Origin of the sequence: Mycobacterium sp. NPDC050041 (genome assembly GCF_049541695.1) — a bacterium.
GTDB lineage: Bacteria > Actinomycetota > Actinomycetes > Mycobacteriales > Mycobacteriaceae > Mycobacterium.
In genome coordinates, this window is record NZ_JBMVDG010000013.1 from 1 (window position 1) to 14,548 (window position 14,548).

General features: G+C 67.8%; 15 protein-coding genes and 1 pseudogene. 11 read left to right on the top strand and 5 right to left on the bottom strand.

Annotated features, from left to right (window positions below):
• Nucleotides 1-140: 140 nt before the first annotated feature.
• Together ACPCHZ_RS27065 and ACPCHZ_RS27070 are read right to left on the bottom strand one after the other, a co-directional pair.
• Nucleotides 141-512: a DUF742 domain-containing protein gene (locus tag ACPCHZ_RS27065; RefSeq protein WP_423487699.1), complete on the bottom strand. Its 372-nt coding sequence runs from the start codon at nt 510-512 to the stop codon at nt 141-143.
• Nucleotides 492-1,019, bottom strand: a pseudogene (locus tag ACPCHZ_RS27070) (peroxiredoxin); the annotation flags it as partial. The gene ACPCHZ_RS27065 and the pseudogene ACPCHZ_RS27070, both read right to left, overlap by 21 nt.
• A gap of 96 nt (nt 1,020-1,115) precedes the next feature.
• Between ACPCHZ_RS27070 and ACPCHZ_RS27075 the strand changes: the two are divergent.
• Both ACPCHZ_RS27075 and ACPCHZ_RS27080 read left to right on the top strand, forming a co-directional pair.
• Entirely contained in the window at nt 1,116-2,513 is a 1,398-nt protein-coding gene (locus ACPCHZ_RS27075) for a protein kinase domain-containing protein (protein ID WP_423487571.1), read from the top strand.
• Between the two features lie 74 nt (nt 2,514-2,587).
• On the top strand, nt 2,588-3,850 hold the full coding sequence (locus ACPCHZ_RS27080) for a DUF222 domain-containing protein (RefSeq protein WP_423487572.1): 1,263 nt from the start codon (nt 2,588-2,590) through the stop codon (nt 3,848-3,850).
• Between the two features lie 161 nt (nt 3,851-4,011).
• Here the strand turns inward: ACPCHZ_RS27080 and ACPCHZ_RS27085 are convergent, their stop codons facing one another.
• Nucleotides 4,012-5,208, bottom strand: coding sequence for an NAD(P)/FAD-dependent oxidoreductase (locus tag ACPCHZ_RS27085; protein WP_423487573.1), 1,197 nt, complete (start codon nt 5,206-5,208; stop codon nt 4,012-4,014).
• Nucleotides 5,209-5,257: 49 nt separating this feature from the next.
• Nucleotides 5,258-6,244 carry a sigma-70 family RNA polymerase sigma factor gene (locus ACPCHZ_RS27090; protein ID WP_423487574.1) on the bottom strand — a complete coding sequence of 329 codons (987 nt, stop codon included), beginning with the start codon at nt 6,242-6,244 and terminating at the stop codon, nt 5,258-5,260.
• A gap of 131 nt (nt 6,245-6,375) precedes the next feature.
• On the opposite strand from ACPCHZ_RS27090, the gene ACPCHZ_RS27095 reads away from it, so the two are divergent.
• The gene (locus ACPCHZ_RS27095) at nt 6,376-6,942 is read left to right on the top strand and encodes a dihydrofolate reductase family protein (RefSeq protein ID WP_423487575.1); all 567 of its coding nucleotides are present in this window, start codon (nt 6,376-6,378) and stop codon (nt 6,940-6,942) included.
• Nucleotides 6,943-6,986: 44 nt separating this feature from the next.
• Nucleotides 6,987-7,745, top strand: a complete 759-nt coding sequence (locus ACPCHZ_RS27100) for an alpha/beta hydrolase family protein (protein ID WP_423487576.1) — start codon at nt 6,987-6,989, stop codon at nt 7,743-7,745.
• A gap of 7 nt (nt 7,746-7,752) precedes the next feature.
• Here the strand turns inward: ACPCHZ_RS27100 and ACPCHZ_RS27105 are convergent, their stop codons facing one another.
• Entirely contained in the window at nt 7,753-8,541 is a 789-nt protein-coding gene (locus ACPCHZ_RS27105) for an SDR family NAD(P)-dependent oxidoreductase (protein ID WP_423487577.1), read from the bottom strand.
• Nucleotides 8,542-8,843: 302 nt separating this feature from the next.
• Here ACPCHZ_RS27105 and ACPCHZ_RS27110 point away from each other — a divergent pair, with 302 nt between their 5' ends.
• From ACPCHZ_RS27110 to ACPCHZ_RS27140, 7 genes are all read left to right on the top strand, one after another.
• Complete coding sequence (locus ACPCHZ_RS27110; protein WP_423487578.1) at nt 8,844-9,392, top strand: TetR family transcriptional regulator; 549 nt, start codon at nt 8,844-8,846, stop codon at nt 9,390-9,392.
• 182 nt (nt 9,393-9,574) lie between these two features.
• Nucleotides 9,575-10,267 (top strand): hypothetical protein, encoded by a 693-nt coding sequence (locus ACPCHZ_RS27115; RefSeq protein ID WP_364973607.1) that lies wholly within the window; start codon nt 9,575-9,577, stop codon nt 10,265-10,267.
• A gap of 194 nt (nt 10,268-10,461) precedes the next feature.
• Nucleotides 10,462-11,064 carry a TetR/AcrR family transcriptional regulator gene (locus tag ACPCHZ_RS27120; protein WP_423487579.1) on the top strand — a complete coding sequence of 201 codons (603 nt, stop codon included), beginning with the start codon at nt 10,462-10,464 and terminating at the stop codon, nt 11,062-11,064.
• A gap of 211 nt (nt 11,065-11,275) precedes the next feature.
• Nucleotides 11,276-12,808, top strand: a complete 1,533-nt coding sequence (locus ACPCHZ_RS27125; RefSeq protein ID WP_423487580.1) for a nitric oxide reductase activation protein NorD — start codon at nt 11,276-11,278, stop codon at nt 12,806-12,808.
• Between the two features lie 22 nt (nt 12,809-12,830).
• A complete protein-coding gene (locus tag ACPCHZ_RS27130) occupies nt 12,831-13,634 on the top strand; it encodes a CbbQ/NirQ/NorQ/GpvN family protein (RefSeq protein WP_423487581.1) in 804 nt (267 codons plus the stop codon).
• Between the two features lie 12 nt (nt 13,635-13,646).
• Nucleotides 13,647-13,778, top strand: a complete 132-nt coding sequence (locus ACPCHZ_RS27135) for a hypothetical protein (protein ID WP_364971572.1) — start codon at nt 13,647-13,649, stop codon at nt 13,776-13,778.
• On the top strand, nt 13,775-14,509 hold the full coding sequence (locus ACPCHZ_RS27140; RefSeq protein ID WP_423487582.1) for a hypothetical protein: 735 nt from the start codon (nt 13,775-13,777) through the stop codon (nt 14,507-14,509). Before ACPCHZ_RS27135 ends, ACPCHZ_RS27140 begins: the two co-directional genes overlap by 4 nt.
• Nucleotides 14,510-14,548 lie beyond the last annotated feature (39 nt).

Sequence of the window (14,548 nt, forward strand, 5' to 3'; positions counted from 1 at the left end):
GATCCGTAACGAACTGAATCGAGCCGGACCCAAACCGCTGGTCGTTAGCATTTGTCCAGGTCAGCGGTGGGGTTCGAATCCCCTTAGCTCCACTCAGATCGAATAGTGAGTACGACCGTCTTTACGGCGGACAAGGCTCGTCAGAGCGCCCTCAGGCCCTGCAGCGTCCGTCTGATCAGTTCACGTCGCTCGGCGATCGTCATCGAGTCACCGGGGATGGCCTGCACCCGCAGATAACCCTGGGTCACCAGCTCGCCCACCAGGTACCGTGTCGCGCCGAGCGGTAGGGACAGGTGCGCCGCGATCTCCGCGACCGAGCGGCTCTGCCCGCAACACGTCAGGACCTGGCCCCGCACATCGTGTTTCGGCCAATACGGCGGCTCCGCGGTGTCGGCCGCTTCGACGAAAGCCTCCAGCGGCAGTTCGACACTCGTGTCGTCACGGCCTGGCGTCTCGGTGGACGGCGCGGCGTCGCGCCGCTCGAGTACGTCGCGGTTCTGCAGGAAACGCAAGGTGTGGTCGGCGTGCACCGATGCGCGCACCTCGTTGGAGATGACCTCGAGCACGGTGCGGTCGGTGTCGATGACGAAGGTGGCGCGTCTGACCGGCATGAATCGGCCCAGCAACCCTCGACGCCGCGTGTGCCGGCCACGCCACACCGTCGTACGCGGCACGACGGAGCCACGCAGCCTGGCGAGCCTGCCTCGGCGCACCCCGAAGAGCTCGGACACCACGCCGTCCGAATCGGACAGCAGCGGGTAATCGAACGACCGCTGCTGCGCGAAGTGGGCCTGCCTGTCGACGGTGTCGGTGCTGATGCCGACCCGCTGAGCGCCCACCGCGGCGAACTCGTCGCTCAGATCCCGGAAATGGCACGCCTGGGCCGTGCAGATCGGGGAGGACGCGATCGGGAAGAAGAACAGCACGACCGGCCCGTCGTGCAGGAACTCGGACAGTGTCCGAGGACGGCCGGTGTGGTCGTAGAGAGTGAAGTCAGGCGCCTTCTCGCCCGCAATCATCGGCAGAGACTAGCGCGGGGACGCTCTGCGTGACCCACGACTCGAGAATCTGGCTCGCTGAACGGCTGCGACGCGGGCACCATGATCCGGGCGGCGATGCAGCTGACGCAGAGCTGGCAGACTCCTAAGTTTTCTCTGAGGGTTTACACACGCGTCAGCGCGGGAAATCTGCTCGCCATGGAGGGTCGTGGGCTTCTGGGCGACCGCTATGAGCTGGGAGAAGTCCTCGGCTTCGGCGGGATGGCCGAGGTGCGTGACGGCTGGGACATCCGCCTGAACCGACCGGTCGCCGTCAAGATTCTTCATTCCCACCTGAGCGCGCAACCCGAGATCCGCGACCGTTTCAAGATCGAGGCCTGCGCGGCCGCGGCGCTCAATCATCCTCATATCGTCGGGGTGTACGACTTCGGCGACGAAGACAAGACACCGTTCATCGTGATGGAGCGATTGCCGGGGGACACCCTGGGCGACCAGATCGAGTGCGGCCCGTTACCCCAGGCTCAGGTGTCGACCGTGATGCGCAGTGTGCTCTCCGCGCTGGCGGCCGCACACGGCGAAGGCATGCTGCACCGCGACATCAAGCCGAGCAACATCCTGCTGACCGAATCCGGCGCGGTGAAGGTGGCAGACTTCGGGATCGCGAAGACGCCGGGCGCCGCCCACACCACGACGGGTCAGATCGTCGGGACGCTGGCCTACCTCAGCCCCGAACGGCTCGCCGGAGAGCCGGCGTCGGTCGCCGACGACCTCTATGCCGCGGGCGTGGTCGGCTACGAGGCGCTCGCCGGTCGCAAACCCTTCGACCAAGAGGACATCGCGCCCCTGGCGCGCGCCATCGTCGAGGAGCAGCCAACACCCCTGACCCAACTTCGTCCCGACCTCGATCCGAGCCTGGCTCAGGTCGTCGAACGGGCGATGTCACGGGACCCACGGCAACGCTTCGCGAGTGCGGACGCGATGCTGGCAGCGTTGACCGGCAAGGCAGTGCCGCCGCCCGTCACCACCATCCCGCATCGTCGATGGGTGATGCCTCCTGTCGAAGCGCCGGTCGCCCGGGCCGACTCATCGCTCGACACAGTGGTTCTGCCGTCAACGGGACATCGCCGGTCGCACAACCGATCCCGGCAGGCAGTCGGCGCCGCGGCCGCGATGGGGACGCTGGCCATCGCGGTGGTGGTCTTCACCCTGGAATCGCCGTCCACGCCGGCGCCGACCCGACCGGAGTCCGTCAGCGTCAGCACGCCGAACATCGCCCCGATCAGCGCGACGGCCGTGCCGTCGCCCGTCCTCCAGCAGGCACCGGTGGCCGAGCAGATTCCCGTGGTCGAGCAGGCGCCTGTGGTTGAGCAGGGGCCGGTGGTCGACCAGGCACCGGTGTTCGAACCTCAGCCGGCACCCGCCCCCGTGATCGAACAGGCGACCCAGGAACAGAAGCGCCCCAAGGGCAATGGCAACGGCCGAGGCAACGGGAACGGCAACAAGAAGCCGAAATGAGTCATGGCGGCCCGAGCATGTCGCCCCGCTTCTCGTGAATTAGAATTGTAGGACCCTTCTGCGATGATGGGTTCATGTCCTCGAGCGCAACGTCTTTCGCTCCTTCGGCGAGGCCGAAGGACCGGTTGGCGGAGTTGTTCGACGAGATCGCGGAGTTGTGCGGTCAACGCAATGCGATCGACGGGCGGTTGGTGGAGATCGTCGCCGAGATCGATCGCGACGGGTTGTGGGGCATGACGGGCGCGCGGTCGGTGGCGGCGATGGTGGCGTGGAAGACCGGCTCGTCACCGAGGAACGCTGAAATCGTGACCGCCGTCGCGCAGCGGTGGGAGGAATTGCCGCGCTGCACCCAACTCTTGCGTGACGGTCGGGTGTCACTCGATCAGGTCGGGGTGATCGCCGAGAAGGCTGGGCCGGGTTCGGATGCGCACTACGCCCAGTTGGTCACCGCAGCGACGGTGAACCAGTTGCGCACCGCGATCAAGCTCGAACCCCCACCCCAACCGGAACCCGACCCCAGGCCTGAACCCGCACCGTCATACAGCAAGTCCACCGACGACAAGGGCACCTGCTACCGGATCTGGCTGCCCCATCTGGAGGCGGCGAAGCTCGACGCCGCCGTTCAGTCACATCTGGACGGGATGGTCGCTGACTGGAAACGCGACCACGCCGACGGCGAGGGCGCTGGCGCGTCGGAGCAGGTTCCGCCGATGCCCACCACCGTCGATGCGTTCTTGAGCGTGATCGACGCCGGCTGGGACGCCGAGGTGGCGCGGCGCCCGCACGGACACCGCACCACTGTGATCGCCCACGTGGACGTCAAGGAACAGGTCGCTTCTTTGCATCTGGGTCCGGTGTTGACCGACGCCGAGCGGCGCTTCCTGTTGTGTGACGCCACGTTCGAGGTGTGGTTGGAACGCCACGGGCAGGTGATCGGGTCCGGGCGCGACACCCGCCAGATCAGCCGCCGGCTGCGTCGTGCGTTGGAGCACCGTGACCGGTGCTGCGTGGTGCCGGGCTGTGGGGCCACCAGGGGTCTGCACGCCCACCACGTCAAGCACTGGGAGGACGGCGGGCGCACCGAGCTGGACAACCTGGTCCTGGTGTGTCCGTATCACCACCGGATGCACCATCGCGGCGGCATCACCATCACCGGGCCCGCGCAGCACCTCGTCGTGACCGATTGCGATGGGCGGCAGCTGAGTTCGGCGTCACTCGCCCGACCCCCGACGAAACTGCCACCTGATGTACCGCCCTGTCCCGGGCCCACCGGCGAACGGGCGGACTGGTGGTGGTACGAGCCGTTCGAACCGCAACCGCCACCGGCAGCCGCCTGAGGCGGGCACCGGCGCGCCGCGATGGCCCGCCGGTGCACACCGTCGCGTCTTGTGCATTTGCAGCTTGGCAGCTGCCGGCGTGGTCCCCGTCGAACCGACGCGAGCGTCCAACGACGACATGTGGCTGCGTCAACGTTTGTTGACGAGTGAGAGACCGCTGGTCACTTCGGTGCGGCCTGCAACTCCGGCGCCGCCGCCGCCAGCAGCGCGGCACGGTCACCGTCGAGCGGCGGGTAGATCCGCTCGCCGTTGATCACCTGCTTGGTGGCTTTGGCCTCCGCGCCGCGCTTGACGACCCGGCGATCCCAACCCTCGGTGTACACCGCTCCAGCCGGACCGAGATCGAGAACGGTCACATACCAGGGGATTCGGAGCGTCAGCATCGGGGCGCCGAGCAGGTCGCCGACCACGTTGTATCCCGCATAGCGGCCCATCGGCCGACCATGCTGACACGACATCACCGAGAGGTGTTCGTCGTCCATACGGGCCGCGGCCACATCGCCCGCGGCGAACACACCGGTCGCGCCCTGCACCCTCAGGAAGTCGTCGACGGGCAGCCGGCCCAGCCGGTCGCACGGCACGCCGAACTGCTCGGTCAACGGGTTGGCCCGCATGCCCGCACACCACACGACGGTTGCGGCGGGGATCTCTTCGCCGGTCGACAACGTCACGCCCCGCTCGCCGACAGCGGTCACCCGGACGCCGGTGACTGTGTCCACGCCGTTCGCGGCCAGCGCCTCCTCGATGACGGGCCGTGCCGAATCGCCCATGTCCGAACCGACGTGCGGATTGTGGTCGACGAGTACCACCCGCGGCGTGACGCCGAGCGCGGCGGCGAGCATCTGCGGTAGCTCGCAGGCGATCTCGATGCCGGTGAGGCCCGCCCCGACGACCACCGCTGTCGCCGCTGCCGGGTCGTCCGGGTTCAGCTTGCGGACGTGATCCTGCAGCCGCATCGCCCCGTCGTACGTGTCGACGTCGAATCCGAACTCCGCCAGGCCGGGAAGCTCCGGCCGCACCACCCGGCTGCCCACCGCGAGCACCAGGCGGTCGTACCCCAGCGTGGCGCCGTCGGTGGTGCCGACGCGTCGCGCTGACGAATCGATATCCGCCACCTGGCCGGTGACATGGGTGACGCCGACCGGATCGAGCAACTGCGGCAACGGGATTCGGCACGGCGCGAGGTCGGCCTCGTAGTTGCGCACTCGGATGTCGTGATACGGCTGCGAACTCACCACCGTCACGTCGACTGCGTCCCGGGGCATGCCGAGTTCGTCGAGCCGCCGGGCGGCGCCCAGTGCCGCCCACAGCCCGGCGAACCCCGACCCGAGGACGAGGATGCGTGCGGTGTCCGGCATCGGCCTATCGTCACGCCGCGACAGGCCCGGCACAAGGGGGGGACGACGGCTATGGCAGCGACCGCGGCAGGCCGAACGACGGGAGCACGGAGTTGTCGAACCGCGTCATCGCGCTGATCCGGTCGCCGGCGAGGGTGAGGACGTAGACGCCGGTGCCGTGCCGGAGGCCGCCGGGTGCGCGCAGATAGGCGCCGAACGCCGGCTGCCCGTTCGCCCGCGTCGGCACCAGGTCGAAGCGGCGTCCCGCACCGAAGATGTCGGCGCAGAATTCCGCGACCAGATCCCGCCCGACGTACTCGAACGGCATCGGCGGCATCGACATGAAGACGTCGTCGGTCAGCAGGGTCACCAGTGCGCCGACGTCGGCGGATTCCCACGCGTCGACGAATCGAGCCACCACCGTGCCGGTGGAGGTGGACGGCGGGACTGCGGTCCCCGGCCGGCGCTGCTCAACGCCGGCCCGCGCCCGTTTGAGTGCGCTCTTCACCGAGTCGACGGTCGAGTCGAGCATGGCGGCCACCTCGTCGGCGCGAAACCCGAGCACGTCGCGAAGGACGAGCACCGCCACCTGGCGGGGCGGCAGGAGCTGGAGCGCCGTCACGAACGCCAGCGAGATGGCCTCGGTCTGCGCATAGCGGGCCTCCGGACCCGGCTGCGCGTCGACGACACCCTCGAGCAGGGCGTCGGGAAACGGCTGGAGCCAGACGACCTCACCGAGCCGGCTCGGCTCCCGCGGCACCACACCCGGCACGTCCCAAGCCGACGCGGGGCGTCGACCGGCCGTCCGCCGCGCATTGAGGCATCGGTTGGTGGCGATCCGGTAGAGCCATGTGCGCAGCGAGGCCCGCCCCTCGAAGGTCGCGAACCCCCGCCAGGCCGCCAGCAGCGTCTCCTGCAGCGTGTCCTCCGCGTCCTGGAACGACCCGAGCATCCGGTAGCAGTGCACCAGCAGTTCGCGCTGATATGGCTCCGTCAGCTCGCGGAACGCGTCACCGTCTCCGGTACGCGCCCGCGCCGCCGGGTCGTCGGCCACCAATCGCGTCTCTTTCTCCCACACATCTGTATGGACACCGGCCGACGGACGCAGGGGGCGCCCGGACTGACGCCACCTTCGCCGGCGTCACGGTGTCAGTACACGGGACAGCCAACACCGATCGAGGAGCATCCATGGGACGAATCGTCGTCAGCGAGAACATCACGCTCGACGGAGTCATCCAAGACCCCACCGGAGAGGAGGGCTTCGCGTTTGGCGGCTGGTTCTCGGCCGCAGGCGACGACGACCGCGCCGCGTGGACGAGGCTGATGCTCGAGGAGGCCCGCACGGCGCAGGCGCTGCTACTCGGCAGGCGAAGCGATGAGTGGTTCGCGGCGCGGTGGCCGGCCCGCAGCGGCGACTGGGCGGACAGGCTGAACAGCATGCCCAAGTACGTCGTCTCCGTGACATCACCGCAGCCCCGGTGGAACAACGCGACGGTCTTGCACGGCGAGGTGGCGACCGCGGTCGCCGAACTGACACGCACGGTCGACGGCGACATCGTCGTCTACGGCAGTGCCCAACTGGTGCACGCGCTCATCGACAGCGACCTCGTCGACGAACTGAGGCTCACCGTGTATCCCGTCGTGGTCGGCACGGGTGCGCGCCTCTTCGGCGCGACGGCCTTCGCGACGCGCCTGCAACTGGTCGACAACCGCACGCTCGGTCGCAACCTCGTGTTCCTGCGGTACGTCCGGTGACGGTTGACAGGTGTCGACCGCGTCAGTCGTGATAGACCACCGGCATGGCCGAACGCGTCACCTTCTCCAGTTCCACCGGGCCGACACTCGCGGGCATCATCGAGCGGCCCGCCGGCGAGCCCCGCGGCTGGGGCGTCTTCTCCCACGGATTCACCCTCGGCAAGGACTCGCCCGCGGCGGCGCGCATCTGCAAGCAGCTGGCGAAGGACGGAATCGGCATGCTGCGGTTCGACGCATTGGGCCTCGGCGACTCCGAGGGGGACTGGGGCGACGGGTCGTTCACCCACAAGGTCGCCGACATCGTGCAGGCCTGCAAATTCATGGCCGACAGCGGCACCCCGGCCGACATCCTGATCGGACACTCCTTCGGCGGAGCGGCCGTGATCGCCGCCGCCAGGGAGTGCCCCGGCGTGCGGGCCGTCGTCACCGTCTGCGCCCCGTTCGACCCCGCGCACGCTGAGAAGCAGTACGACGCCGTGGTGGAGCGGGTGCTGGCCGAGGGCAGCGCGGAGTGGATGGCCGGACGCCGTTCGTTGACGCTGAAACGGGCATTCGTCGAAGACGTCCGGGCGGCCGACCTGCGCGACAAGATCCGCGAGCTGCGGATGCCGCTGCTGATCCTGCACTCGCCGACCGACAACACCGTCGGCATCGCGAACGCCAGCGAGATCTTCCGCACCGCGCGACACCCGCGCAGCTTCGTCTCGCTCGAGGGCGCCGAGCACCTGCTCACCGGCCCCGGGCAGGCGCACCGTGCCGGCCGCATCATCGGCGCATGGGCCGACGCTTACCTCGGGGACTAGCAGAGCGTCAGTAGTCCGGGATCGGCAGCGGCGAGTTGTTCGAGTCGATGCCGCCATCGACGTGGAATGTCGCGTTCGTGGCGTAGCAGTCCTTGGTGCAGAGATAGACGGTCAGCCTGCCGAGGTCGGCGACGTCGCCCAGCCGGTGCAGCGGGGTGAGTTCCTGCATCCGCTCCAGCGAGCCGGGCATCATGTCGAGGCTGCCCTGCAGTCCCGCCGTGGCGAACGATCCGAGTGCGATGGCGTTCACCCGGATCTTCGGTGCGAGTTCCTGCGCCATCGCGCGGGTGAGCGCCTCGAGGCCGCCCTTGGCCACACAGTAGGCGGCGAGCGCACGGATCCCGAAACGCGCTGAGCCCGAGGAGATGTTGACGATGGAGCCGTGACCGGCGTCGAGCATGTGCGGAGCCACCAGCTGGCTCATGATGAACGCCGAGGTGACACACCAGTCGAAGGTGTGCCGGAAGTCCTCGTCGGTGATGTCCAGGAATCGCCCGTAGGTGGAGCCGCCGACATTGTTGACCAGGATGTCCACTCGGCCGAAGGTCTCCATCGCGGTATTCACCACGCGTTCGCCGTCCTCACGGCTGATCGCATCGGCCACCAGGGCGAGGCCGGTACCGCCCTCGGACTCGATCTCGCCGATCGTGCCGACGATCTCCGACTCCGTGCGAGCCGTACCGACCACCGTGCACCCGGCTTCGGCGAGCACCTTCGCGATGCCCGCGCCGACGCCGCGTCCGGCGCCGGTGACGATCGCGACCTGGCCGTCCAGGTTGAATTGCTCGAGTGCCATGTTGCTCCTGAGGACGTTCGACGGGACTGCGACCCACCCTACATTCGATGACTTGAGTCAGTAAGTGGAATGCGCGAACGATCATCGATCCCGAGCGCCGGCCGGTCGCGGACGTGCGAAGAACCGGCACGACCAGCCACTTGCCCCGCAGCCGACCCGGACCGGGAGGCGGAGACGCTACTGTCGATGGTTCAGCCGTGCTGGATGCGGCTGCTCAGGTCGGCACACGGCAGAACGGTAGGGCGGTGGCGAACGGTCTATCCGCGCGCGAGGCAAAGCGGTTGCAGACGAGGGAACGCCTGATGGGCGCCGCCATCGCCGAGTTCAAGAGGTCGGGGATGGCCGACGCGGACGTCGGGGCGATCGTGGCCGCCGCGGGCGTCGCCCACGGCACCTTCTTCTTCCACTTCCCGACCAAGGAGCACGTCCTCCTCGAACTCGAGCGCCGTGAAGAGGACCGCATCGCCAAACAACTCGGCCAGTTCCTCAAGTCCAAGTCCGATCTGCCGTCGGCGTTGAACGAAGCGGCCAGGCTGATCATCGGACTCGAGCGCCGCCTGGGCGACTCGTTGTTCAAAGACTTCCTGGCGCTGCACTTCTCGCAGACCCGCCCTCCCGCCGAGGACGGTGACGACCACCCCATCATCGTGCTCGTCGCCGAGCAGATCGAGAAGGCCCGCGAGCGGGGCGACATCGATTCCGACGTGAACTCGATGAACAGCGCGGTGTTCTTCCTCCTCGGCCTGTACGCGCTCCTGGTCACCACCAACGACTGGCCGACACGCCGGGCGTTGCTCGACGACTACATGATCCGGACCCTGCGCAGCCTGCGGGCGGCGTCCGCCCGCTGACCGACCCGCTGAACGGAGTCGCCGGCCTTCCATCGCGCCAGGCTTGATGACTATAGTCAGCCAGTAGTCTGGCGGCCGGTGCCTGTGCACCGGAATGACGAGCCCGTCGGCGGTCGGTAGGAGGGGTCGTGAATCTGCCAACGGTGAATCTGCGGGGCGGCGGGCGCAGGGGCAAGTCCTCGGTGAGTTCGGCGCCGCCGAAGGCGGGGCTGTCGTTCGAGGACCACCACGAACGGTCGCAGCAGGCGCAACGCCAGGCCGACAAGTGGTTGATCTCGGGTTCCCTGCTGATCGGCACCGCGGCTCTTGGGGTCTTCGGCCTGCCGTTGTTCCTGCGCGGGGTGTGGCTGCTGCGCAAGGCTGCCCGCGATGGGCTGTCGGTACGCCCGATGATCGTCACCCTGATCGGCTACCTGGTCATCATCGACGCCGCCATCAACACGGTCGGCTGGGCACTTGACCTGGTGGCGAATCACACTCTGCTGGCACGCGTCCTGCTCAACGGGTGGGGCAACATGTTCGACGCCGGCTACTTCTGGCACTACAACGAACTGTTGCTCGGAGGTGCGGCGGGTCCGGGGGAGAAGGCGATGGAGGTGGGGATGATCCTCACCGTCTTCACGATGCGCATCGCCGCGGCGATCGGGTTCCTGCAGATGAAGCGGTGGGGCCACCAGTGGATGATCATCACCTGCTGGATGGGCGTGGTCATCTGGACCACCTACGTGTTCAACATGACGATGTTCGCCGACGTCCGGTTCGCGGGCGTGGTCTTCCCGGTCATCGGCTGGTGGCTCTACGACATCTTCTACATCACCCCGTTCCTCGCCATCCCCTATCTGCACACGGTGAACCGCGAGATCTTCTCGGATTGACAGCAGCCGTCACAGGCTGCGTCCGGGTCTTTGTGGCCGATATGAGTCACTGACACGTATCGGTGATCGAGGCGGGTTGGTCGTAGCTGTGCAGGCGAGACATGGCGTTTGCAGCGGATTCCTGTGTTCCGAGATCGTCACAGCGAAGCTAGTCATTGACTTGAATCAGTAAAAGCGTTACAACTGATCGCATCATGACGGCACAACTCAAGCCGACCACGCGTGAGACGCGCAGGCGTCAGACGCGGGAGCGCATCCTGGGCGCGGCGGTCGCCGAGTTCACCCGGTCGGGCATGGCCGGCGCCGAGGTGTCCACCATCGTGGCCGCGGCGGGCGTCGCCCACGGAACGTTCTACTTCCACTTCCCGACCAAGGAGCATGTGCTGCTCGAACTGGAGCGCCGCGAGGAGTCGCGGGTCGCAGCCGAACTCGCCCGGTTCCTGGACAGCCCTCACGATCTGGCCGCGACGCTGACGGAAGTCGCTCGGCTGGTCACCGGTCTCCAGCAACGACTCGGTGAGAGTCTCTTCAAAGACATTCTCGCGTCGCACTTCTCGCCGTCACGTCCGCAACCGGACGGCTGGACCGACCACCCGGTGATCGTGCTGCTGGTCCGCGAGATCGAACGGGCGCGAGGCGAGGGTGTGCTGCACCCACAGGTCGACGCCTTCTACAGCGCCGTGTTCTATCTGCTCGGGATCTACGGAGTGCTCACCGCGACCGACGATCCCGCGAACAGGGACGCCGTGCTGGCCAAGCTGGTCGCCTCCGCGGTGCGGGGTCTGGAGGTCCGGTGAAACCTTCACCGATCCGCCCCTGCGACCCGCCACCGACCTCCGAACCCACAACGAGGGAGCCGCACAATGGGTTACATCTGGGAGATTCTGCGCTACGTCGCCGCATGGGGCGGAACAGGACTCATCATCTGGTTCTGGTACTGGATGTTCTCCAACATCGGGACCTTCTGACCGGGCGCCGCCCTCCGCAGGTCACCGGAGGTGGCCGACCGTGACCGGACTTGCCGACATGCCTGCAATCGAGATGGAACGCAGCTGCTCGCTGACGGCGGTGGCGCTGAGTGACGAACGCCGCGAGGGTGTGCGGCTCGTGACGGGCACGCACCGCGCCTTCAGCCTGAACGCGGGCCGTACCTTCGTGCACGTTCCGTATCCACCGACGGTGCGCGACTGGTCGAGGCGAACCCTGACCTGCGGCATCGCACTGCAGTGTGCCCCGTCGAAGGATCGGCTGGCCGGCTACCGGCTCAACGAGTTGACCGGACGGGAACTGCACGCGCTGACGCTCGTCGAGGCGGGCGTCGCCCTCGGCTGGGTGGCCGCCCGGTGGCCTGGCCTGATGCCGGAGCTCCGCCGCGCCGTGCCCGCGCTGGAAGCGGGCGACGCCGACATGGACGCTCGTTCCATGATCGAGCGGGCCGTCGAGATGGCGCAGCGCCGCACCGAACTCGTCGACGATCCACTGCTTGGGCGGCTGCCGTCGGCGTACACGTCGCCCGCCGGACTCGTCGACAAGTTCCGTCGGCAGTTCGGCCGACTGCCGTGGACTTCCACTCAGAAGCGGATGCCGCAACCACACTCGGTGCCGGTGGGAGGCGACGGCGGTGTCCGCAACCCGAACCTGCCACCGCCGAGCCGGCCTGACGAGAGCGACCTCGACATCACCCCGGAGCACCGCCCGGGGATCCCGTACCCCGAGTGGAACGCGTGGACCAAGAGGTTCCTGCCCGATCATGTCGCCGTGCTGGAGCGGGCGCGCGACGCACAGGTCGGCGAGTCGAGAATCGAGTCGGCCGATCTGCGGAAGTGGTTCGAGGAGCACACCCACCGCGCCATGACCGGTCGCCTGGAGGACGGTTCGGATCTCGACGTCGACCAGTACGTCCGGCACTACATGGACCGCAGGACCGGAGAAGCCGAAGAACCGCGGGTGTTCCGCGAACTGCTGCCGCGCCACCGCGACGTCAGCACCGCCCTGCTGCTGGACGGCAGTTCGTCGCTGGGTGTGCACGGGGGCCGGATCTTCCGGCTGGAACTGACCTGTGCCGACGCGCTGTCGCGAGCCATGACGAACGCCCGTGAGCGGCACGGCATCTTCGTCTTCACCGGCAACACCCGCCACCGGGTGGAGGTGCGCTGCCTCAAGGAGTTCGAGGAAGCCCGCTTCGTCGCGCCGGGCGGCCTCGGACTGACCGCCGGCGGGTACACCAGGCTCGGCGCACCGCTGCGCCACCTCACCAACCGCCTGCTGGCGCAGCCGTCGGAGCGGCGGCTGCTGATCGTGATCGGCGACGGGCTCGTCTCCGACGAGGGCTACGAGGGGCGCTACGCCTGGGCCGACGCCGCGCACGCGGTGGAGGAGGCCAACGACGCCGGCGTGTCGGTGTACTACGTCGGGGTCGGACCGACCCGCGTCGATCCGCTGCCCGAGGTCTTCGGACCGCGCCGCTCGCAACGTATCCGGCGGGTGGAGGAGTTGCCCAGGGTGCTGGCACACGTCCACCGCGAACTGGTCAGCGCATGACCGCAGACGATCCGAGGGAGAAATGACGCCAGTCACCTACTACGCGAACGGCAATGAGGTGCAGCTCTTCGAGCAGGCCTACAGCCGCAGGATCCCGGTGATGCTCACCGGGCCGACGGGGTGCGGCAAGACCCGGTTCGTCGAGCACATGGGGTCGCTGCTCAATCGGCCGGTGGTCACCATCAGCTGTCACGACGACCTGACGAGCTCGGATCTCGTCGGGAGATTCATGGTCAGCGGCGGCGACGTCGTCTGGACCGACGGGCCCCTGACCCGGGCCGTGAAGACCGGCGCCATCTGCTATCTCGACGAGGTGGTGGAGGCCCGCCACGACTCGCTGGCGATCCTGCACTCGCTGACTGACCATCGGCGCGCGCTGTACCTCGACCGGGCCGGTGAGGTGGTGCACGCACCCGAGGAGTTCATGCTGGTGTGCTCCTACAACCCGGCCTACCGCAGCTCGCTCAAGGAGCTCAAACCGTCGTTCCGGCAACGGTTCGTCACCCTGCCGATGAGCTATCTGCCGCCGGATCGCGAAGCCGAGGTGATCGTCGCGGAGGCGGGCATCGACCCGGCGGCGGCACGGCGCCTGGTGCAGTGCGCGATCGCCATCCGCACGGCCGACCAGGCCTTCCACTTCGAGCCGCCGTCCACCCGGGTGCTGGTCACGGCGGCGCAGCTGATCGCGGCGGGCGCGGGGGAACTCGAGGCGGCCGAAGCCAGCATCCTCGCACCCCTGAGCACCGACGGCGCGATCAACGACGGCCTGCGCGAGGTCGCGGCCGCCAGCCTGCTCGCCGACACCTCGAGCGCGCAACCACTCTAGGAAGGATCTCCGATGGTCGACCAGAAAGAGAAGAAGCGGAAGCGGGCACTCATCGTCTTCCAGATCGCCATCTACGGCTACCTGTTGGTGATGTTCCTGATCCAGCTGTACATGTCGTTCAGCCGAGGGTGGTGGGAGCTGTGAACCTGCCGCTGCTCGGCCGGCGTTCGGCTGCCGGGGCGGCCGCGGCGGTGCCTGCGGGCGGGTCGGTGTCGTTCGAGGACCACCACGACGAATCCCGTGCCGCACAACGCCGGGCCGACAAGTGGATGATCGTCGGCGCCGCACTGATGGGGATGTGGGCGCCCGGTCTGATCGGATTCCCGATCTTCATGCGCGGAGTCTGGCTGCAGCGCCAGGCGTTACGGGCCGGACTGTCGGTGCGGCCGATGATCGTCACACTGATCGGCTACCTGGTGCTCATCGACGGAATGCTCAACAGCCTGGGTTGGGCACTGGATCTCGTCGCCAATCACACCCTGATCAACCGGGTCCTGATGGTCGGCTGGGGCCACATGTTCGACGCCGGATACTTCTGGCACTACAACGAGCTGTGGGTCGGCGGTGCGGCGGGCCCCGGCGAGAAGGCGATGGTGATGGGCATGATCATCACCGTCTTCGCCATGCGGTGCGCTGCGGCAATCGGATTCCTGCAGATGAAGCGGTGGGGTCACCAGTGGATGATCATCACCTGCTGGATGGGCGTCGTCATCTGGACCGTCTATGTCTTCAACATGACGATGTTCGCCGACGTCAGGTACGCCGGCGTCATCTTTCCCGTCATCGGCTGGTGGCTCTACGACATCTTCTACATCACCCCGTTCCTCGCGATCCCGTACCTGCACACCGTGAACCGCGAGATCTTCTCAGACTGAGCCCAAGGAGCACCGACTGTGACCACACCGTCACCCACC

What these genes read in the sequence shown, in the direction of transcription:
- ACPCHZ_RS27075 (WP_423487571.1), top strand. Translation starts at nt 1,116, where the DNA reads ATGCAGCTGACGCAGAGCTGGCAGACTCCTAAGTTTTCTCTGAGGGTT.
- ACPCHZ_RS27080 (WP_423487572.1), top strand. Translation starts at nt 2,588, where the DNA reads ATGTCCTCGAGCGCAACGTCTTTCGCTCCTTCGGCGAGGCCGAAGGAC.
- ACPCHZ_RS27085 (WP_423487573.1), bottom strand. Translation starts at nt 5,208, where the DNA reads ATGCCGGACACCGCACGCATCCTCGTCCTCGGGTCGGGGTTCGCCGGG.
- ACPCHZ_RS27095 (WP_423487575.1), top strand. Translation starts at nt 6,376, where the DNA reads ATGGGACGAATCGTCGTCAGCGAGAACATCACGCTCGACGGAGTCATC.
- ACPCHZ_RS27100 (WP_423487576.1), top strand. Translation starts at nt 6,987, where the DNA reads ATGGCCGAACGCGTCACCTTCTCCAGTTCCACCGGGCCGACACTCGCG.
- ACPCHZ_RS27105 (WP_423487577.1), bottom strand. Translation starts at nt 8,541, where the DNA reads ATGGCACTCGAGCAATTCAACCTGGACGGCCAGGTCGCGATCGTCACC.
- ACPCHZ_RS27110 (WP_423487578.1), top strand. Translation starts at nt 8,844, where the DNA reads ATGGGCGCCGCCATCGCCGAGTTCAAGAGGTCGGGGATGGCCGACGCG.
- ACPCHZ_RS27120 (WP_423487579.1), top strand. Translation starts at nt 10,462, where the DNA reads ATGACGGCACAACTCAAGCCGACCACGCGTGAGACGCGCAGGCGTCAG.
- ACPCHZ_RS27130 (WP_423487581.1), top strand. Translation starts at nt 12,831, where the DNA reads ATGACGCCAGTCACCTACTACGCGAACGGCAATGAGGTGCAGCTCTTC.
- ACPCHZ_RS27135 (WP_364971572.1), top strand. Translation starts at nt 13,647, where the DNA reads ATGGTCGACCAGAAAGAGAAGAAGCGGAAGCGGGCACTCATCGTCTTC.